Source organism: Pseudomonas sp. Marseille-Q0931 (assembly GCF_940789645.1).
GTDB lineage: Bacteria > Pseudomonadota > Gammaproteobacteria > Pseudomonadales > Pseudomonadaceae > Aquipseudomonas.
This window is the reverse complement of sequence record NZ_CALNWT010000014.1, coordinates 116815-135526: the sequence shown is the minus strand read 5'-3', so window position 1 is coordinate 135526 and position 18712 is coordinate 116815. Positions and strand designations below refer to the sequence as shown.

Sequence of the window (18712 nt, the reverse complement as noted above, 5' to 3'; positions counted from 1 at the left end):
CCACGAAACACGGCAGGGGTTCGGCCCGCAAGGGGCGCTGCCTGGACGGCTCCACGCGAGCTTCAAGGCGCTGCCGGTTCGTCCTCGTTGCGATCCAGCGCCACTTGGCGGATCGACAGGCGAATCTCCGCCGGCAGCACGCGCTTGGCAGCGCCTTCGGCCAGTTCGCTTAGCAGCGGATGATGGCTGAGCTTGCCGGCTTCGTCCTGGCGCAGCACGCCCTGGTCCAACAGGCTCTGGATGAAGTTACGGAACAGGCTCTTGTCGAAGAACTCCGGCGCATTCAGACCATGCAGGATCGACAGGCGCTGGGCCATCACCGTGCACAGGTTCTCTAGTTCCTCGGCGCTGATCGCGTTCTGCCCAGCATTGAGCAAAAGGGCAATAGCCATGTAGAAGCGCTGCAGGGTCTGCGCCACCGAGCGCGACAGCAGGGTCAGCAGCACGAACTGGCGCGAGCTGGGCGCCGGGCGCACGTACACGTCGCCTTCGACCTTGAGCAGGCCCTGCTCGACGAACGCCGCCAGCCACTGGTCGATCACGCCTTCGAGCTCACTTTGCTCCCAGCGGATGAACAGTTCTGCCTGTAGGTACGGATACAGCGCGCCGGCGTAGCGCAGAATCTGCTCGCGGCTGATCCGTGCGCTGCTCTGGAAGAAGCTCGCCAGCAGCGCCGGCAAGGCGAAGATGTGCAGAACGTTATTGCGGTAGTAGGTCATCAGGACGGCGTTCTGCTCGTCCAGATAGAGAATCTTGCCCAGCGCATCCTTCTGCTCGGCCAGCAGGTCCATGCCCTTGACGTGCTCGATCAGCGCCGCGCCGTCGCCATCCGGCAAGGTGGTATGCGGCGAGTAGGGCACTGCTCGCAGCAATGCCAGGTAGAGGTCGAGCACACGGGCCAGGGCGCGGTCGTCCAGGGCCAGCTTGCTGGTGGACAGCAGCGCCAGGGCCACCAGGTTGACCGGGTTGATCGATGCTGCCTCATTGAGGTGGCGTGCCACACGCTCGCCCAGGCGGTTGGTGGTGTCGCTCAGCCAGGCCGGGCGGTACTGCGGGCCCAGATCCTGCTGGCGCCAGCCGGGCTGCTGCTGGTCGAGGAACTCGGCCAGCTTGATCGGCTCGCCGAAGTTCACCGAGACCTGGCCGAAGCGCTGCTTGAGCGCGCCGAGCACCTTGAACAGGTCGAAGATCGACTCCTTCTTCTTGCTCGCGCCGCGCAGTTCGCCCAGGTAGGTACGACCCTCCAGCACGCGCTCGTAACCGATGTATACCGGCACGAAGACGATGGGCAGGCGGTGGCTGCGCAGGAAGCTGCGCAGGGTGATGGCCAGCATGCCGGTCTTCGGCTGCAGCATGCGCCCGGTGCGCGAGCGCCCGCCCTCGACGAAGTACTCCACCGGGAAGCCCTTGCTGAACAGGGTGTGCAGGTATTCGTTGAATACCGCGGTGTACAGCGGGTTGCCCTTGAAGGTGCGGCGCATGAAGAAGGCACCGCCACGGCGCAGCAGGCCGCCGATCACCGGCATGTTGAGGTTGATGCCGGCGGCGATGTGCGGCGGCGTCAGGCCGTTGCGAAACAGCAGGTAGGACAGCAGCAGGTAGTCGATGTGGCTGCGGTGGCAGGGCACGTAGATCACCTCGTGGCCCTGGGCGATGTCGCGCACGCCTTCGACGTTGTGCACCTTGATGCCGTCGTAGATCTTGTTCCAGAACCAGGAGAGCACCAGTTCGAGGAAGCGAATCACCGTGTAGGTGTAGTCCGAGGCGATCTCGTTGCCATAGCGCAGCGCCTGGGCTTCGGCTTTTTCTAGGCTGATCTTTTCGCGCTCGGCTTCCTCGGCAATCGCCTGGCGCACCATCGGGTCGTGCACCAGGCCCTTGACCAGATTGCGTCGGTGCGACACGTCCGGGCCGATCACCGCCGCCTTCTGGTTGCGGAAGTGCACACGCAGGATGCGGTGCACCATGCGCAGGGTGCGCTCCTGGCCCTTGTCCTGCTCGACCAGCTCGCGCAGGTGAATCGGCGTGGAGAACTGCACGCGGGTCTTGCGTCCGAGAATCAGGATGCTGACCAGCCGGCGCAGGCGCCCGGTGACGGCCCAACTGTCGGCGAACAGCAGCTTCCAGGCGCTGGTCTCGCGGTCCGGCGACTGCCCCCAGAACACGCTGACCGGCACGATCTGCGCGTCGTCCACGGCATGCTGGCTGAGGGCAGTGACTACGCGATCGAGGGTCGGCGAGATGCCACGCTTGTCCTGGCGGCCGAACCAGTCCGGCTCCGGCGTCAGGTAGAAGAACGCCGCCGGTTCCATGTGCTCGCCGACCGCCACCGGCAGTACCGGGCGTGGCAGACCGGCCTTGGTGCATTCGCGGTCGACCACCGCCAGGTCGCTCACCGACGGCTGCTGCAGCACGTAGAACACCGGCTTGCTGCGGTCGAGCTTGAGAGTGAAGGCAGACTGGTTGATGGTTTCCGAGCGTACCCAGAGGTACAGCAGGCGGCGCAGCGCGCTGAAGGCCATGCGGCGGAAAGGGGAGCGGGTCATACGGACTCTTGAGCAATTAAACGAGCGGGTGCTCGGGAAGGGCGCTAGTGTGCCGCAAGCCCGTCTGGCCGGCAAAAAACTATCGCGTCCGGACGGTCAGTCCAGCCAGCATGCCCGCGGCGTATGACGGAAAAACACTCGACGGCTCAGCCCCCGTTGATCAACAGAACTGCAAACCGTGTCTCGGGTTCCCGAACGGAATGCTTAGTCAGATTGGGCCGATGCATGGATCGCATTCTGGCTATGTGGTTGCGCTTGGAGAGTTGGTAGGAGCGAGCTCTGCTCGCGAAGCTTTTGTGCTTGGATTCGCGAGCAGAGCTCGCTCCTACTGTCCTTATCGGGTGGGCTTCAGGCGGCACCCTTACGCCAGCTTCATCACCACCACGCCAGCGGCGATCACCACGCAGGCCAGCAGGCGAATCGGCCGCAGCGTTTCCTTGAGCAGTACCATGCCCAGCAATACGGCGAACACCACGCTGGTCTCGCGCAAGGCAGAGACCAGTGCGACCGGCGCCTGGGTCATGGCCCAGATGACGATGGTGTAGGCGGCCATCGACATCGCGCCGCCGGCCAGTCCGCCGCGCCAGTGCGGGCCCAGTTGGAGAAAGGCACGTGGCCCGCGGGCGATGGCCAATACCGCAGCCATCACCACGCCGTTGACCGTGAACAGCCACAGCGAATAGCTCAGCGCATCGCCATTGTCGCGCGCGCCCATGGCATCGCTGAGGGTGTAGCCGGCGATGAACAGCGCCGTCATCAACGCACAGAACAGCATCGCCCCCTGTGGCGCTTGCTGATGACCACCGCGCAGGGCCATCAGCCAGATGCCCATTACCAAGACCAGCAGGCCTAGCAGTTGCAGGGAGCTGAGCCCGTCGTGCAAGAGCAGCAGCGAGAGCAGGGCGACCATCAGTGGCGAGCTGCCCCGCGCAATGGGGTAGACCTGGCCCAGGTCACCATATTGGTAGGCGCGAGCGAGGAAGAAGTTGTAGCCGATGTGCAGCAGCGCTGACAGCGCGATCCATGGCCAGGCCGATACCTGCGGCAGTGCTACCAGTGGCAACGCGCACAGCGCCACCAGGCCGGCGCCGATCTGAATCAGGGTAGCGCTGAGGAAGCGGTCGAGGCCGATCTTCAGCAGGGCGTTCCAGCCGGCATGCAGGGCGGCGGCGGCGATGACGGCGAGAAAGACCGTGGTGTCCAAGAAAAGCCTCTGGCGCAGAAATTAAGCGGTGCTGGGTGAAACGTAGCAGCATCGCTGACGACTGTGACAGCAAGAGGACTGCTGGTTTTTACAGGCCGCGTCGACGCAAGCGAATGTGCGTCGGCCGCGTCGCATCAAGCGATAGCCTGTCGCCGTGTACTCAGCAGATAGAGCAGGGTGAACACGATAACCAGCACGTCCAGAACCACCGCCGCAGTAGCCTTGGCCAAATACGCCTGACCATGAACGATTAGCAGCGACACGAAGACGGCCTTGCTCAGCGCTGCAATCACGGCGCACAGCGTCCGGTGTTCTGCGTTCAATGCGCCATGGATCAACAGTACGCCCATCAGCCCGACCAGCGCCGACCAGCTGCGAATAACAAGAGATTGCAATGGCCCGTCGAAGGAGGCGCCGAACATCGATTGCAGCGCCTCTTGTGGCGCAAACAGACCGTAGAACATGGTGGCGGTAAGAACGCCGGACACCAGCATCAGCCATTTGAAGTGGCGTGCGATATAACCCATGGTGGTTCCGTCCTGTGGGGAGCGAGCGGGTGGAGCATAGCCTTGAAACGAAGGCATCACCTGAGATGAAGTTCCCATCGCGACATCGCATTTCAGCCGTTACCTGGCCCGCCCATCACGCTTGAATATCTCGTCGACGCCAGTTGCTCCAGGGGCCTGACCAGCAGGCCCGCTCATGTTTCGCTGAAGTCGAAATAGAGGATGTTTCGGGGCGCGCTCAGCAGGTCAGTGCACGGTGCTCATGCTCTGATGAAGCTTGGCCAGGTCGCTCCAGTCGCGGTCCTCGTAGAAATTGATCTCGATGGGGTAGACCGGGTGATCGCTCAGCGCCTCGTTGACGTTGGCCATGAACGCTTCGCGGTCGGCGATGTAATAGACGAACTCCTTCAGGCCGTTGCCGGTTGCCGTGTAGGCATCCAGATAGAGCGTGCCACTGCCGCCTATGGTCTCCAGCCCGTCTTCGAGCCGAATCATCTCCTTGTTGATCTGCGCCGACGGCAAACCGTTGTTTTCCGATGCCTCGTACTTCCAGGAAATGACCGTCAGCCAGGGCATCTTTTGCTGGATGTCCAAGGGCGGAGCGTCGGCGACGAATTTATAGATGATCGGTTTGCCTTCTACCGTTGCCTTGGCGACTGACCAGATGCGTTCTGTGGATTCCATGGAAGATGCTCCCGCTAGTAAAAACAACAGAAAGACGGCGATTCACATGATGTTCGTTCATACCCTTGAAGTGAAGCCTGTGCACGACCTCCCGAGCCGGTTCGCTATAGATATTTGCGCGTCATATCCAGTTTCTTGTGGCAATCCACTGTTTGCTTATCCTGTTCCCCCAGCTGTCTGGTGAAGATGGCACAGGCGATCTGCAGATGGTCGTTGGCCTGCCGGTACTGTCTGGCCAGGATCAGCGCCCAACCCATGTTGCCATTGGCGATGCCGATATTGAGATGTTCGGCCGGATAGTGCAGCTCGTCCACCTCCAGCGCTGTTCGAAGTGATTCGAGCCCTTTCTGGAACTGGCCGTCGAACATGTAGGCCTGGCCGAGGTACGTCCAGCGGCCGCCGAGGTAGGGATCATCAGGATCAAGGTTCTGGTCGATATCCAGTGCGGTCTGGAAGTAGGCAATCGACGCCGCGTAGTCCTGATTTTCCAGCAGGCGTATGCCGATCTCGTGGCTCAGAAGGGCGAGCGATTGCTTGTGCAGGTAATCGTCGGTTCTTTCCTGGTTGTAGCGCTCGATCATCCTGCCCAGCGCCTCTTCGGCCGAGGCCCAGAGGGGCAGCAGGCAGACCAGAACCAATAGCATTGCACGCATGCATCATCCTTTTGCATCGCCAAACGACCAGGCCGCGGCAGGGGCGACCGTAAAACGAGGTTGCCGGTAGAACCTATTCGATTTCCAAGGGCACTGTCCATGCCGACCCGGCGCAGTGCTGCAGACCTCGCTGTCGCCTCAAGATGTGGATTTCTCCAAACACGAATTCCTTATTCGTGACGGCAAGGGGAAGAAGGAACGCGTCACCATGCTGCAGTGCTTACCGCAACGGCGCCATATAAGACAACGATTGCGTTTGCCGAAATGTCCGGTTTTTCGCAATGCCGAAAGGCAGCGGCATGTTCAGTGGCAGGCGAAGAAAATTACGCGATCTACAGGCTAAAAACCGACAAAAAACGCTCTGAACAGCGCATCTGGCTGCGAAAAGAGTGGGCTCTAAAAAGTCCTTTTCAGTCACAATTCATGCTTTATACTCGGCCTTCGGCTCAAGCAAGAACGCGAATCGCTTTACCTGCTCCATGCTCGATTGCCGGGAGTGGCGAACGCTGAGGGAACGTTTTTACCGAGCCGTCAAAGCGCCTTCGGGGACAATAAAAACATAGCGAGTTTGGAGAAGTTGGTAATGGCAGATCGTGAGACCGGAACCGTCAAATGGTTCAATGATTCCAAGGGTTACGGGTTCATTCAACGCGAAAGCGGCGCGGATGTATTCGTTCACTACCGCGCCATCCGTGGTGATGGTCACCGTACTCTGGTCGAGGGCCAGAAGGTCGAGTTCGGCGTGACCCAGGGCCAGAAAGGCCTGCAGGCGGAAGACGTCTCCGCGCTCTGAGCTCCAGACTCCAACGAGAGGCCCGTCGATGACGGGCCTCTTCGTTTGTGCCTTTCATCCGCGGGCTGACTTCCAGCCCGTTATCAGCATTTCCTTCGGCGCGAGGACTCAGCCCGGCAGCAGTCCGTGCGCATCGGTTATCGGCCGGATCACCCGGCACGGATTTCCGGCGGCGAGAACGCCCGGCGGAATCGAGCGATTCACCACGCTGCCGGCACCGATCACGCTGTCGTCGCCAATCGTCACGCCCGGCAGAATCGATACGTCAGCCCCTATCCAGACGTTATTGCCGATGTTCACCGGCTTCGCGTACTCCAGCCCGGCATTGCGCCGCTGGGCATCCAGTGGGTGCCCGGCGGTGTAGATGCCGACGTTGGGGGCGATGAACACGTTGTCGCCCACGGTCACGCTGGCGCAATCGAGGATCACTAGGTTGACGTTGGCGTAGAAGTGCCTGCCGATGCGGATGTTGTGGCCATAGTCGCAATGGAAGGGGCCTTCGATGACGAAGCCTTCGCCAATGCTGGCGATGATCGCCCGCAGTTGTGTCTCGCGGCTGTGCACCTCGCTCGGGCAGGTGGCGTTCAGCTTGAACAACTTGATCTTGGCGCGCAGCCGCTGTGCGAGCAGTTCGGGGTCGTGATTGGCATCGTAGAGCAGGCCGGCTGCGGCCTTCTGGGCTTCGTTCATGGACGTCGCTCCGATCGAGGTTTTTTGCCAGGGCTTCAGCTTCGACCGGCTGACGTCGGGAAAGTGGCAGCTGCCGGGTTAGGGGCAGCCGCCCTGCTCGGCAGAGATACGGCGAACCCCGAGACGCCTGGTGGTAGGGTCAAATGATATTGCAGACCTGGCGTTGCAATTGAACCGGTTGCCCTGGGTGGCCTTGCGTTCAGTCCGTGCGCCAGATGATCTCGCTTTCGCCGTCGGCATCGACCTTGATCCAGCGGTCGGCTTCTTCGTCGCTCTCGTCTTCCACCCAGGTGCCAGGGGCGCAGCGCACCTGTACGCCGAGCGCGGCATGGGCGGCGCGGGCGCAGGCCAGGTCGTCGGCCCAGGGTGTAGCGTCGCTTTCCAGGTACAGGCTGTGCCATTTGCCCACGGCTTTCGGCAGCCAGGTCACCGGCACGTCGCCCGCCTGGCATTTGAAGGTCTGGCCCTTCTGCTGCCAGGCGCTGCACGGGCCGAGGGCTTCACCCAGCCATTGCGCCACGGCGTCGCGTTCGGCGTCTTTGAGGTAGATCTCGATGTCCGGTTGGCGCATTGGGTTCATTCCTGAGTTTTGACGATCCAATCGTAGCGGATGGCGACGGTAACTTCGAAGGGCTCGGCGATCACCGCTTCGCGGCGTTCGGCGCTGGCGCGCCAGCCGTGCGGGGTCATGGCCAGCAGGTCGGCGCGGGCCTGAGCCTCGGTCAGGTGCAGCGGGAACTGCAGGGTTTCGCTATGCGCCAGGTGCATGCCGGGCGGGATCAGCGCCAGGTGCTTCTCGTCGTCGTAGTCGCGCACCTCGTCATACAGCTTCTGCCGTAGTTCCATCAGGTGCACGCGGGTCGGGCCCATGCGCAGCAGGCCGCCGCCGGGGGCGAGCAGGCGCTTGGCCTCGCTCCAGTCCAGGGGGCTGAACACGCTGGCGAGCAGCTCGCAACCGGCATCGGCCAATGGTACGCGGGCCATGCTCGCCACCAGCCAACTCAGTTGCGGCGCGCGTTTGCAGGCGCGTTTGACCGCCTCGCGGGAGATGTCCAGGGCGTAGCCGTCTGCCGCCGGCAGGGCGCTGGCGATCTGCTCGGTGTAGTAGCCCTCGCCGCAGCCGATATCCAGCCAGCGTGCGGGCTGGTATTCGGCCGCCAGTGCTGCCAGGCGCGCGGCCAGCGGCGCATAGTGATCACCGTCGAGAAAACGTCGGCGCGCCTCGACCATGGCGGCGTTGTCGCCGGGGTCACGGCTGTTCTTGTGCTGCACCGGCAGCAGGTTGTAGTAGCCCTGCCGGGCGCGGTCGAAGCTGTGGCGGTTTTCGCAGGCCAGGCCGTTGCCGCTGTGCTCGAGCGGCGTCTGGCAGAGGGGGCAGATCAGGCTCATGCCAGCAGTTTCACCATCGTCTGGTAGTAGACCTCGGTCAGCAGGTCGAGGTCGCTGGCCAGTACGCGTTCGTTGATCTGGTGGATGGTGGCGTTAACCGGGCCAAGTTCGACCACCTGGGTGCCCAGAGTGGCGATGAAGCGACCGTCGGAGGTGCCGCCGCTGGTCGACGGCGTGGTCTCGCGGCCGGTGACGCCTTTAATGCTGGCAGCCACGGCATCGAGCAGTTCGCCCGGTTGGGTGAGGAAGGGCAGGCCGGACAGCGCCCACTCCAGGTGGTAATCCAGGCCGTGTTTGTCGAGGATGGCGGTAACGCGCTGCTGCAGGCCCTCGACGGTGGATTCGGTAGAGAAGCGGAAGTTGAACACCGCCTTCAGTTCGCCGGGGATGACGTTGGTAGCGCCTGTGCCGGAGTTGAGGTTGGAGACCTGAAAACTGGTCGGCGGGAAGTAATCGTTGCCATGATCCCAGTGCTCGGCGGCCAGTTCAGCCAGTGCCGGAGAAGCGAGATGAATGGGGTTCTTCGCCAGATGCGGGTAGGCCACGTGACCTTGCTTGCCGTACACGGTGAGGGTGCAGCCGAGCGAGCCCCGACGGCCGTTCTTCACCACGTCACCGAGCAGGGTGGTGCTCGACGGTTCGCCAACGATGCACCAGTCCAGGCGCTCGCCCCGTTCGCGCAGGCGCTCGACCACCGCCTTGGTGCCGTGCTGGGCCGGGCCTTCTTCGTCGCTGGTGATCAGGAAGGTGATGGCGCCCTTGTGGTTCGGATAGTCGGCGACGAAGCGCTCCACGGCGATGATCATGCTCGCCAGGCTGCCCTTCATATCCGCTGCGCCACGGCCGCAGAGCATGCCCTCTTCATCGACGCGTACGTCGAACGGCTGGTACTGCCAGGCGTCCAGCGGGCCGGTGGGCACCACGTCGGTGTGGCCGGCGAAGCACAGTACCGGGCCGTCGCCACCGCGCCTGGCCCAGAAATTCTCCACCTCTTCGATGCGCATGGGCTCGACTTCGAAGCCACAAGCGGCCAGGCGGCGCATCATCAGTTCCTGGCAGCCTTCGTCGACCGGGGTCACGGATGGGCGACGAATCAGGTCGAAGGCGAGTTCCAGGGTCGGGGAGAGGGTGGCGGTCATTACGGCTCCGGTACGGCGGCTGGCGTGAAGGTCGGCCATCTTAAAGCAAAAGTCGTTACCGATCAGGTCATCAGGCGCGCCGCGTGGCGCATTGGCTTTCATGCCGCCTGTTTCGCCAGGCGACGGTTGACCTGCACGACAGGCTTGGGTGGGCAGGGTGCTATCTCTATAATGCGCGCCGTCCAGCAGGGGGATAAATGAATACAGACGATCAGCGATTCGGCGGCATAGCCCGGCTTTACGGCCAGGAGGGCTATCAGCGCCTGGCTGCGGCGCACGTGGCGGTGGTCGGCATCGGCGGCGTGGGCTCCTGGGCGGCCGAGGCGCTGGCGCGTTCGGGGGTTGGCGAAATTTCCCTGTTCGACCTTGACGATGTCTGCATCACCAACACCAATCGCCAGGTGCATGCCGTCGAAGGGGCCGTGGGCAAGGCCAAGGTCGACGAGATGGCTGCGCGCATCCGCGCTATCAACCCGGCTTGCGTGGTACACGCCGTCGCCGATTTCGTCACCCGCGAGACCATGGCCGAGTACATCACCGAGCAGCTCGACGGGGTTATCGACTGTATCGACAGCGTGCCGGCCAAGGCCGCGCTGATCGCCTGGTGCAAGCGCCGCAAGATCCAGATCGTCACGACCGGCGGTGCGGGCGGGCAGGTCGACCCGACGCAGATTCAGGTCACCGACCTGAACAAGACCTTCAACGACCCGCTGGCTGCCAAGGTGCGCTCGATGCTGCGCCGAGACTATGGCTTTTCCCGCACGCCGGGCCGCACTTACAGCGTGCCCTGCGTGTTCTCCACCGAGCAACTGCGCTACCCCAAGCCCGATGGCACGGTGTGCCAGGCCAAGGGCTTCGTCGGTGAAGGGGTGAAACTCGACTGCGCCGGCGGCTTCGGCGCGGTGATGATGGTTACCGCCAGCTTCGGCATGGCCGCGGCGGCCAGGCTGGTGGACAAGCTGGTGGCCGGGGCGCGTCGCCCGGCAGAGCGTCAGTAGCAGTGATCTTTGCGGGCGTATGGCGCCTGTTCTTCGTGTAGCACGGATGCTTCGAGCAATGTGCATGAGGTGAGTTGTGACAGATTGGTTTGGCCGTCAGGTCGTGCGTGCAGCGTGGGCAAGGATGCTCGCTGCGCTGTTGTTGAGCCTGACTGTGAGCGCCGGCACCGCACACGAGGCGCCAAAGACTCTGCGCATCGGCACCAGCGATTGGCAGCCCTATGTCGACCGGTCCCGGCTGGACGGAGGGGCCTTGGGGCGCCTGATCAGCGCCATCTTCAACGAGGCGGGTTATCGCGTCGAATTTCTCTATTACCCCTGGGATCGTAACGTGCTGATGCTGCAGCAAGGTCAGCTGGACGCGATCATGCCCTACAGTTGCACCCCCGGCCGACTCAGCTATGCCATTTGCAGCGACCCGATGGTGCGCGGCGAGATCGTCCTGTTTCACCGCGTCGATCATCCAATGGACTGGCAGAGCATCGATGATCTGAGGCGTTACCGTGTTGGCGTCACGCTCGGCTACTCCTATGGGCCGGTTTTCGATGAGGCGCTGCAGCAGGGGCGCTTGCAGGTGGAGCAGGCGCGCAACGACGACATCGGCTTTCGGCTGTTGCAACTAGGCCGGATCGATTTGCACCCGCAGGACAGGGCGGTGGGGTATGCGATGCTGCGCCGTCTGTTTCCGCTGGAACGCGGCAGCATCGTTCATCACCCGCGTCAGCTGAATACCGAGCCACTGCGCATGCTGTTTCGCAAGGACGATCCCGAGAGCGCCCGGTTGCTGCGCCTGTTCAACGCCGGGTTGCGTACAATTGCCGAGCGTGGCGATCTGCAGCGTCTGCAGCAGGCGCTCAATTCCGGTAACGCCGATGACTGGAAACCGGGCGCCCCGGCCGAGGCGCTGCGGAACTGAGCCGCAGCTGCCGACCTTCTTCCTTCGAGAATTTTCTGCATGCTCAATAACGATGTGCTGCGCAGCCTGCGCTATCTGCTGGATGTCAGCGATGGCACGCTGGAAGCGTTCTGCCAGTTGGCGGACTATCTCGTCGAGCCGGGGCTGATCCCGGCTTGCCTGCTGCGTGAGGATGAGCCGGGTTACCGCTCCTGCAGCGATGTGCTGCTGGCTCATGTGCTCGAAGGCCTGGTGTTCCACAAGCGTGGCAAGGACGACAGCCGACCGCGTTTACCGGTGGAAAAACGCCTGAGCAACAACCTGATCCTGAAGAAGCTGCGTGTGGCTTTCGAGCTGCGCGACGATGATATTCAGGCGATTCTGCAAACCGCCGATCTGCCGATGACGAAGGCCGAACTGGGCGCCTTGTTTCGCGCGCCGGGCCACAAGCACTACCGCGAGTGTGGTGACCAGATTCTGCGCAATTTCCTGCGCGGCTTGACGCAGCGAGAGCGGGGCAAGGGCGACTCGCTCATCTGAGCGTAAGAGCTTCGCCCGCGGCGGTGCTCCTACGCGATGGTGTGTCGGCAGTTTTCCTGTAGCAGTCGCGCCTCGCGACGAATGGGTTTTAGGCTGATCGACCCGCAAGCTCGCGTATACGTTGCAGTACGGCATTGAGGCCATTGCTGCGCGAGGGCGATAGCTGGCGCTGCAGGCCCAGCTGGTTGAACCAGTCGGCTAGATCGAGCGTTGCCAACTCGGTATCGCTCAAGCCCTCGACGCGTACCAGCAGCACCGCGAGCAGACCACGCAGCAGGCGGGCATCGCTGCTGGCGCGAAAGTGCAGCCGCCCGTCGCGTCGCTCGGCAACGAGCCAGACCAGGCTTTCGCAGCCATGCACCCGATTGTGTTCCTGGCGCTCTTCATCGCCGAGTGGTTCAAGGCGCTCACCCCATTGCATCAGCAGGCGCGCGCGCTGCTCCCAGCCGGGGCAGGAAGCGAAGGCCTCGAGAGCCTGTTGGGCCTGAGCGGTCAGTGGCATGCCCTGACACTCTGCGCCGCAGCACAGCCCGAATTGTGGGAGCGGACTTGTCCGCGAATCTTGCGAATACGACATTCGCGGACAAGTCCGCTCCCACAGGGGGCGTTCGTGGTGTTCATCGAAGCAGCTCCAAAGCACTATCCAGGGCGCTGAAGAATCGCTGCAGATCTTCGCCATCGTTGTACAGGCCGAGCGAGACACGAATCGCACCACTGAGGCCCAGGCTTTTCATCAGTGGCATGGCGCAGTGGTGACCGGCCCGTACGGCGATACCCTGTTCGGTCAGCAGGTGCGCCAGGTCGGCGTTATGGATGCCGTCGACGCAGAAGCCGGCCAGCGCCAACTGCGGCTGGCCAAGCAGACGAATGCCGTCACGGGCTTGCAGACCGGCCAGCAGTTCGGCATGCAGGGCCGCTTCATGCCGGGCCATGGCCGCGTCATCCAAACCGCTCAGCCAATCCAGCGCAGCGCCCAGTGCTATCACGGCGGACACGGCCGGTGTGCCGGCCTCGAAACCGAGCGGCGCCGGGCGAAAGCGCGCGTGCTGATAGTCGGCGTCGAGCACCATCTCGCCGCCGAATTGCCAATGCCGCAGTTGGCCAAGCGCCTCGCTTCGCCCGTAAAGCAGGCCGACGCCGTCGGGGCCGTAGAGCTTGTGCGACGAGCACACGTAGAAGTCGCAGCCCAGCGCCTGCATATCATGCCGACCATGCACCGCTCCCTGGGCCCCATCCACTACAGTGAAGGTGCCTTGCGCACGCGCCAGGGCCAGCAGTTCGGGCAGCGGTTGCCAGCGACCAAGCACGTTGGACAGCTGCGAAACCGCCAGCAGGCGGGTGCGTGGGCCGATCAGTCGGGCGGCCTGATCCAGATCGATCGTCCCCGTATCATCCAGCGGCAGGATCACCAGCTCCAGATCCCGGCGCTTGGCCAGTTGCTGCCAGGGCAGCAGGTTGGCGTGGTGCTCTAGCGCGCTGATAACGATCTGCTCGCCGGGTTGCAACAGGTGCTCCAGGCCGTAGGCCAGCAGGTTCAGCGATTCGGTACTGCCGCGGGTAAAGATGATCTCCTCGGCGCTGGCCGCATTCAGCCACTGCGCAGCCTTGCTGCGTGTCGCCTCGAAGGTGCGGGTGGCGCGCTCGCCTGGCAGGTGCTGGGCACGATGCACGTTGGCAACGCCGCTGGCCAGGTAGCCGAGCAGAGCGTCCAGCACCGCCTGCGGTTTCTGCGCAGTGGCGGCGCTGTCCAGATAGGTCTGGCCTTCGGCTGCGAGAGCGAGAATGCCGGGGAAATCGGCACGCCAGGGGGAGTTGAGAGCCATGAGCTTCAAGCCGCAAGCTGCAAGTTCGAGCCGCAACGCTTGCGGCTTGTAGCTTGCAGCTTGGCGCTGCCTCTTAGTTGTGAGCGTGCAGGGCTTCGTTCAGCTCAATGGCCGACTTGTGGGTCTTGCACTCCACGGCACCGGTCAGCGAGTTGCGACGGAACAGCAGGTCTGGCTGGCCAGCCAGGTCGCGCGCCTTGACCACCTTGACCAGGGCGTTGCCCTCGTCGAGCAGGTTCACCTTGGTGCCGGCGGTGATGTACAGGCCGGCTTCCACGGTATTGCGGTCGCCCAGCGGGATACCGATGCCTGCGTTGGCGCCGATCAGGCAACCTTCGCCAACGCTGATGATGATGTTGCCGCCGCCGGACAGGGTGCCCATGGTAGAGCAGCCGCCGCCCAGGTCCGATCCCTTGCCGACGAACACGCCAGCGGAGACACGGCCTTCGATCATGCCCGGACCTTCGGTACCGCCGTTGAAGTTGACGAAACCTTCGTGCATCACGGTGGTGCCTTCGCCGATGTAGGCACCCAGGCGCACGCGAGCACTGTCGGCGATACGTACGCCAGCCGGCATCACGTAGTCGGTCATTTTCGGGAATTTATCCACCGAGAACACTTCCAGAAGCTCGCCCTTCAGGCGCGCTTCCAGCTGACGCTCGGCCAGCTCGTTCAGGTCGACAGCACCCTGGCTGGTCCAGGCGACGTTGGGCAGCAGCGGGAAGATGCCCGCCAGGCTCAGGCCGTGTGGCTTGACCAGACGATGCGACAGCAGGTGCAGCTTGAGATAGGCCTCCGGGGTGCTGGTCGGTGCAGCATCCTCAGCCAGGAAAGTGGCGACCAGCGGGTTGTGGCTTTCGGCCAGGCGGGTCAGCAGTGCCGCTTGAGCCGCGTCCACGCCTTTCAGCGCTTCAGCCAGATCGGCAGCTTGTGCAGTGCTGAAGGCGATGGCCTGGTTGCCGCCCTGATAGCCGAGCTTCTCGGCGGCCTTGGCCACCAGTTCGCTGGTCGGATTGAGCAGCGGCAGTGCATAGAAGACTTCCAGCCAGTTGCCCTGGCGGTTCTGGGTGCCAACGCCGAAGGCGATGCTGAAGAGGGAGGTGCTCATAGATGGGTTCCTTGCAACGAAATCGGGGTGAGATTGTTCAGGCCAGCGCGGCTTGGTAGTTATCCGGTTTGAAACCGACCAGGGTCTTGCCGCCCATATCGAGTACCGGGCGCTTGATCATCGACGGTTGGGCTAGCATCAGGTCGATGGCCTTGGCCTGGTCGAGGTCGGCTTTCTGTGCGTCATCGAGCTTGCGGAAAGTCGTGCCGGCGCGGTTCAGGATGGTTTCCCAGCCGTGCTCGTTGCACCACTTTTCCAGGCTGGCGCGGTCGATGCCCGCGCTCTTGTAGTCGTGAAAGGCGTAGTCGACCTTGTGCTCATCGAGCCAGGTGCGGGCCTTCTTCATGGTGTCGCAGGCTTTGATGCCGTAGAGGACGTAGCTCATTGCACTTCCTATGTTGCTGGCGCCCCACTAGGCGGGCGCGGTCTGTCTTCGAAATTTTGGCCGAGCATTATGCCATGAGCGCCGGGTAGCGTCTGCGTTGTGGCGTCGGCGGCCGGGTGGCTCGCACCAAAGGCAAGCAAGCCTCTAGAATGGGGCCTGCTCCATCGAGGTTGGTCCCATGCAACTGCTCTACACCATCCTGACCATGCTACTGGTGGTCAGTGGCACCCGTATTACCGCTCAGTTCATCCCGTTGCCGCTACCGCTGCTGCAGATATTGATCGGCGCGCTGCTGGCGATACCCGTGCTGGGGCTGCATGTGCGCCTCGAGCCTGAGCTGTTTTTGCTGCTGTTCATCCCGCCGCTGCTGTTCGTCGATGGTTGGCGAATGCCCAAGGGGCAGTTCCGCCAGTTGCGCACGCCGATCCTGTTGCTGGCCTTCGCCCTGGTGTTTTTCACCATCCTTGGCGCCGGACACTTCATTCACTGGTTGTTGCCTCAGGTGCCACTCGCTGCCTGCTTCGCGCTGGCCGCCGTGTTGTCGCCGACCGACGCCGTGGCGGTGTCGGCGATCACCCATGGGCGCCTGCCGAGCACCTTGAACAATTTGCTGCAGGGCGAGGCGCTGATGAACGACGCCTCGGGCCTGGTGGCGTTCAAATTCGCCGTGGCAGCGACCCTGACCGGGGTGTTCTCGATTACCGACGCTGGTGTGCAATTCGTGCTGGTGGCCTTCGGTGGCCTGGCCGTTGGTGTGGCCCTGAGCTACCTGCTGGGGCGTTTGCGCGCCTGGATGATCGCCCGTGGCTGGGAAGACCCAGCACCGCACGTACTGTTGCTGTTGTTGCTGCCATTCGCCGCCTATGTCGCCGCCGAGCATCTGGGGCTGTCCGGTATTCTTTCCGCAGTGGCGGCAGGGATGATGCAGAGCCGCCTCGATCTGCTGCCCAGGCAGACCTCCACGCGCCTGCTCAATCGCAGCGTCTGGACCTTACTGGAGTTCACATTCAACGGCCTGATCTTCCTGCTGCTCGGCTTGCAGTTGCCTGACATTCTCGATGCCGCGCTGGGCATGCATGAGGCGCCCTGGCTGTTCGCCCTCGAGGCGCTAGGCATGGTGGTGGCGATCTACGCGATTCTGATGCTGCTGCGTTTCGTCTGGGTCTACGGCTACTGGCGGGTTTCCGGGGCGGTGCGCCGCCTGCGTGGCGAGCCGACGCGTTTCGCCGGGCAGTCCCGTATCGCGCTGAGCGCAGTGCTGACCCTGGGCGGCGTGCGTGGGGCGGTAACCCTGGCTGGCGTGATGTCGCTGCCGTTGCTGCTCAACAGTGGCCAGGCGTTTCCCCAGCGTGATCTGCTGATTCTGCTCGCCGCCGGGGTGATCCTGCTCTCGCTGCTGGTGGCCAGTGTGGCTTTACCGCGGATATTGCCGCGCCTGCCTCAGGACAATGCGGCCTTGCGCGAGCGTGAACTCAATCGTCATCGTGCAGTGATACTGGAGTCGGCGATTCGCTACCTGGAATCCGAGGACGAGCGCGCGGCCAATGCCGAGGGCGCGATTTCCTCGGCGGAGGTCAAGGCCCGGCTGATGAGCGAATACCGCGACCTGCTCGAGCGTGCCCGCGACGGCGAGGAGTCGCGGGAGCAGCAGCGCGAAGTGGATCGTCTGGAGTACCGCCTGCGTCTGCAGGCACTGCGCACTCAGCGGCTGGAGCTGTACCGCATGCGTAAGGACAACGAGCTGGATGACGACATGCTGACCGAAATTCTGCGCGATCTGGATATCGCCGAGGCGCGTCTACACAATAGCTGAGGCGCCCGCGTTCATTCGTAGGGCGGATTCAGGCGCGAAGCGAACAATCCGCCGGGCCCTGCCTCGGCAGCGGGCAGGGGGCGGGTTGCACCCGCCCTACGGGCTCAGGCCCTCCGTATGCCAGGTTCCTGGGGGAGGGGCTTTAGCCACGACTATAGAGGGCTTCAGGCGCCGCGAATGAAGCGGGCGATGCGCTCGGCGGCCTCGATGCATTCTGCCAGGGGCGCGACCAGCGCCATGCGCACGCGTCCGGCACCCGGATTGACGCCATCGACCTCGCGCGACAGATACGAGCCCGGCACCACGGTCACGTGTTCGCTGGCGAACAGGTCGCGGGTGAACAGGGTGTCGTCACCCGGCGTGCGAGCCCACAGGTAGAAACCGCCGTCCGGGCGCTGAACGTCCATTACCGGGGCCAGAATTTTCAGCACCGCATCGAACTTCTCACGATACAGATCACGGTTGGCACGCACATGCGCCTCGTCGTTCCAGGCCGCTACGCTGGCCAGCTGGGTCTGCACCGGCATGGCACAGCCATGGTAGGTGCGGTACAGCAGGAAATCCTTGAGGATCCCGGCGTCGCCGGCGACGAAGCCGGAGCGCAGGCCCGGCAGGTTGGAGCGCTTGGACAGGCTATGGAACACCACGCAGCGTTTGAAATCGCTGCGGCCCAGCTCGGCGCAGGCGCTGAGCAGGCCCGGAGGCGGAGTATCTTCGTCGAAGTACAGTTCGCTGTAGCACTCGTCGGCGGCGATGACGAAGTCGTGTTCATCAGCCAGGGCGATCAGTTTTTTCAGAGTCTCGACCGGGATCAGCGCGCCGGTGGGATTGCCGGGCGAGCAGAGGAACAGGATCTGGCAGCGTTGCCAGACCTCTGCCGGCACTGCCTCGAAATCCGGGTTGAAGCCGTGAGCTTCCAGGCACGGCAGATAGTGCGGCTCGGCACCGGCAAGGAACGCGGCGCCTTCGTAGATCTGATAGAACGGATTGGGGCTGACTACCAGGCCCCTGGCATCGCGGTCGACCACCGTCTGGGTGAAGGCGAACAGCGCCTCGCGCGTACCGTTGACCGGCAGCACGTGGCGCGCGGCATCCAGCCAGCCTGCCGGCACGCCGAAACGGCGTTCGCACCAGTTGGCAATGCTCTGGCGCAGTTCGGGCAGGCCCAGGGTGGTCGGATACACAGCCAGCTTGTCGAGGTTGGCGGTCAGGGCCTGGCCGACGAAGTCCGGTGAGCGGTGCTTGGGCTCGCCGATCGACAGGGCGATCGGCGAGCGGTCGGCGGCAGGTTGCACGCCGGCAAGCAGGGCGCGGAGCTTTTCGAACGGGTAGGGCTGCAACTGGGCGAGGGCGTGGTTCATGATGATCCGACGGGTCCTTTATGAGGCGGCGACAAAGCTGGCGACACTAGCACGGCAGGCCCTTTGGGGAAATTCCCTTTGTCCGTCCGTTTTCCATCCGTTTAGGTCGCCAAACCGATGCCTGTGTAGCTCAAGACGGCACACGCTCAGCCGATAATCCTCATGTCACCCGTTCATCCCTTCTT

Annotated in this window: 19 protein-coding genes; 5 read left to right on the top strand and 14 right to left on the bottom strand. The window is 63.4% G+C overall.

Annotation, left to right across the window (positions count from 1 at the left end):
- Positions 1-62: 62 nt before the first annotated feature.
- From plsB to P3C50_RS20410, 5 genes are all read right to left on the bottom strand, one after another.
- A complete protein-coding gene (gene plsB / locus P3C50_RS20430; RefSeq protein ID WP_275547356.1) occupies positions 63-2546 on the bottom strand; it encodes a glycerol-3-phosphate 1-O-acyltransferase PlsB in 2484 nt (827 codons plus the stop codon).
- A 361-nt stretch (positions 2547-2907) separates the two neighbouring features.
- On the bottom strand, positions 2908-3750 hold the full coding sequence (locus P3C50_RS20425; protein ID WP_197857819.1) for an EamA family transporter: 843 nt from the start codon (positions 3748-3750) through the stop codon (positions 2908-2910).
- Between the two features lie 134 nt (positions 3751-3884).
- Positions 3885-4277, bottom strand: coding sequence for a hypothetical protein (locus P3C50_RS20420; RefSeq protein ID WP_197857820.1), 393 nt, complete (start codon positions 4275-4277; stop codon positions 3885-3887).
- 225 nt (positions 4278-4502) lie between these two features.
- Positions 4503-4940, bottom strand: a complete 438-nt coding sequence (locus P3C50_RS20415; protein ID WP_197857821.1) for a DUF695 domain-containing protein — start codon at positions 4938-4940, stop codon at positions 4503-4505.
- A gap of 104 nt (positions 4941-5044) precedes the next feature.
- Positions 5045-5593 (bottom strand): tetratricopeptide repeat protein, encoded by a 549-nt coding sequence (locus P3C50_RS20410; RefSeq protein ID WP_275547355.1) that lies wholly within the window; start codon positions 5591-5593, stop codon positions 5045-5047.
- 583 nt (positions 5594-6176) lie between these two features.
- Between P3C50_RS20410 and P3C50_RS20405 the strand changes: the two genes are divergently transcribed.
- Complete coding sequence (locus P3C50_RS20405; RefSeq protein WP_197857822.1) at positions 6177-6386, top strand: cold-shock protein; 210 nt, start codon at positions 6177-6179, stop codon at positions 6384-6386.
- A gap of 108 nt (positions 6387-6494) precedes the next feature.
- On the opposite strand, the gene P3C50_RS20400 is transcribed toward P3C50_RS20405, so the two are convergent.
- The 4 genes from P3C50_RS20400 to dapE form a co-directional block, all read right to left on the bottom strand.
- A complete protein-coding gene (locus tag P3C50_RS20400; RefSeq protein WP_275547354.1) occupies positions 6495-7076 on the bottom strand; it encodes a sugar O-acetyltransferase in 582 nt (193 codons plus the stop codon).
- Positions 7077-7275: 199 nt separating this feature from the next.
- Positions 7276-7647, bottom strand: coding sequence for a hypothetical protein (locus tag P3C50_RS20395; RefSeq protein ID WP_275547353.1), 372 nt, complete (start codon positions 7645-7647; stop codon positions 7276-7278).
- A 5-nt stretch (positions 7648-7652) separates the two neighbouring features.
- Positions 7653-8465 carry a putative RNA methyltransferase gene (locus P3C50_RS20390; protein ID WP_275547352.1) on the bottom strand — a complete coding sequence of 271 codons (813 nt, stop codon included), beginning with the start codon at positions 8463-8465 and terminating at the stop codon, positions 7653-7655.
- Entirely contained in the window at positions 8462-9604 is a 1143-nt protein-coding gene (gene dapE, locus P3C50_RS20385) for a succinyl-diaminopimelate desuccinylase (RefSeq protein ID WP_275547351.1), read from the bottom strand. The genes P3C50_RS20390 and dapE overlap by 4 nt, the downstream gene beginning before the upstream one ends.
- A gap of 197 nt (positions 9605-9801) precedes the next feature.
- Here dapE and tcdA point away from each other — a divergent pair, with 197 nt between their 5' ends.
- The 3 genes from tcdA to P3C50_RS20370 all read left to right on the top strand — a co-directional run bounded on the left by tcdA (position 9802) and on the right by P3C50_RS20370 (position 12037).
- Entirely contained in the window at positions 9802-10602 is an 801-nt protein-coding gene (tcdA, locus tag P3C50_RS20380; RefSeq protein ID WP_275547350.1) for a tRNA cyclic N6-threonylcarbamoyladenosine(37) synthase TcdA, read from the top strand.
- A 76-nt stretch (positions 10603-10678) separates the two neighbouring features.
- A complete protein-coding gene (locus tag P3C50_RS20375; protein ID WP_275547349.1) occupies positions 10679-11518 on the top strand; it encodes a substrate-binding periplasmic protein in 840 nt (279 codons plus the stop codon).
- 39 nt (positions 11519-11557) lie between these two features.
- Entirely contained in the window at positions 11558-12037 is a 480-nt protein-coding gene (locus tag P3C50_RS20370; protein ID WP_275547348.1) for a DUF1456 family protein, read from the top strand.
- Positions 12038-12125: 88 nt separating this feature from the next.
- Here P3C50_RS20370 and P3C50_RS20365 read toward each other — a convergent pair whose 3' ends face one another.
- From P3C50_RS20365 to P3C50_RS20350, 4 genes are all read right to left on the bottom strand, one after another.
- On the bottom strand, positions 12126-12539 hold the full coding sequence (locus tag P3C50_RS20365; protein ID WP_275547347.1) for a SufE family protein: 414 nt from the start codon (positions 12537-12539) through the stop codon (positions 12126-12128).
- Between the two features lie 115 nt (positions 12540-12654).
- Positions 12655-13860: an aminotransferase class V-fold PLP-dependent enzyme gene (locus P3C50_RS20360; RefSeq protein WP_275547346.1), complete on the bottom strand. Its 1206-nt coding sequence runs from the start codon at positions 13858-13860 to the stop codon at positions 12655-12657.
- Positions 13861-13933: 73 nt separating this feature from the next.
- The gene (gene dapD, locus P3C50_RS20355; protein WP_275547345.1) at positions 13934-14968 is read right to left on the bottom strand and encodes a 2,3,4,5-tetrahydropyridine-2,6-dicarboxylate N-succinyltransferase; all 1035 of its coding nucleotides are present in this window, start codon (positions 14966-14968) and stop codon (positions 13934-13936) included.
- A gap of 37 nt (positions 14969-15005) precedes the next feature.
- Positions 15006-15353 carry an ArsC family reductase gene (locus P3C50_RS20350; RefSeq protein WP_013716430.1) on the bottom strand — a complete coding sequence of 116 codons (348 nt, stop codon included), beginning with the start codon at positions 15351-15353 and terminating at the stop codon, positions 15006-15008.
- 178 nt (positions 15354-15531) lie between these two features.
- Here P3C50_RS20350 and P3C50_RS20345 point away from each other — a divergent pair, with 178 nt between their 5' ends.
- A complete protein-coding gene (locus P3C50_RS20345) occupies positions 15532-17166 on the top strand; it encodes a Na+/H+ antiporter (protein ID WP_013716429.1) in 1635 nt (544 codons plus the stop codon).
- 164 nt (positions 17167-17330) lie between these two features.
- Here the strand turns inward: P3C50_RS20345 and dapC are convergent, their stop codons facing one another.
- Positions 17331-18527, bottom strand: a complete 1197-nt coding sequence (gene dapC, locus P3C50_RS20340; RefSeq protein ID WP_275547344.1) for a succinyldiaminopimelate transaminase — start codon at positions 18525-18527, stop codon at positions 17331-17333.
- Positions 18528-18712 lie beyond the last annotated feature (185 nt).

Excerpts from the sequence above, each read along its gene's own strand:
- P3C50_RS20405 (WP_197857822.1), top strand. The coding sequence starts at position 6,177 with ATGGCAGATCGTGAGACCGGAACCGTCAAATGGTTCAATGATTCCAAG.
- dapE (WP_275547351.1), bottom strand. The coding sequence starts at position 9,604 with ATGACCGCCACCCTCTCCCCGACCCTGGAACTCGCCTTCGACCTGATT.
- P3C50_RS20420 (WP_197857820.1), bottom strand. The coding sequence starts at position 4,277 with ATGGGTTATATCGCACGCCACTTCAAATGGCTGATGCTGGTGTCCGGC.
- P3C50_RS20390 (WP_275547352.1), bottom strand. The coding sequence starts at position 8,465 with ATGAGCCTGATCTGCCCCCTCTGCCAGACGCCGCTCGAGCACAGCGGC.
- P3C50_RS20410 (WP_275547355.1), bottom strand. The coding sequence starts at position 5,593 with ATGCGTGCAATGCTATTGGTTCTGGTCTGCCTGCTGCCCCTCTGGGCC.
- P3C50_RS20345 (WP_013716429.1), top strand. The coding sequence starts at position 15,532 with ATGCAACTGCTCTACACCATCCTGACCATGCTACTGGTGGTCAGTGGC.
- P3C50_RS20395 (WP_275547353.1), bottom strand. The coding sequence starts at position 7,647 with ATGCGCCAACCGGACATCGAGATCTACCTCAAAGACGCCGAACGCGAC.
- P3C50_RS20365 (WP_275547347.1), bottom strand. The coding sequence starts at position 12,539 with ATGCCACTGACCGCTCAGGCCCAACAGGCTCTCGAGGCCTTCGCTTCC.
- dapC (WP_275547344.1), bottom strand. The coding sequence starts at position 18,527 with ATGAACCACGCCCTCGCCCAGTTGCAGCCCTACCCGTTCGAAAAGCTC.
- P3C50_RS20360 (WP_275547346.1), bottom strand. The coding sequence starts at position 13,860 with ATGGCTCTCAACTCCCCCTGGCGTGCCGATTTCCCCGGCATTCTCGCT.
- dapD (WP_275547345.1), bottom strand. The coding sequence starts at position 14,968 with ATGAGCACCTCCCTCTTCAGCATCGCCTTCGGCGTTGGCACCCAGAAC.
- P3C50_RS20370 (WP_275547348.1), top strand. The coding sequence starts at position 11,558 with ATGCTCAATAACGATGTGCTGCGCAGCCTGCGCTATCTGCTGGATGTC.
- P3C50_RS20400 (WP_275547354.1), bottom strand. The coding sequence starts at position 7,076 with ATGAACGAAGCCCAGAAGGCCGCAGCCGGCCTGCTCTACGATGCCAAT.
- plsB (WP_275547356.1), bottom strand. The coding sequence starts at position 2,546 with ATGACCCGCTCCCCTTTCCGCCGCATGGCCTTCAGCGCGCTGCGCCGC.
- tcdA (WP_275547350.1), top strand. The coding sequence starts at position 9,802 with ATGAATACAGACGATCAGCGATTCGGCGGCATAGCCCGGCTTTACGGC.
- P3C50_RS20415 (WP_197857821.1), bottom strand. The coding sequence starts at position 4,940 with ATGGAATCCACAGAACGCATCTGGTCAGTCGCCAAGGCAACGGTAGAA.
- P3C50_RS20350 (WP_013716430.1), bottom strand. The coding sequence starts at position 15,353 with ATGAGCTACGTCCTCTACGGCATCAAAGCCTGCGACACCATGAAGAAG.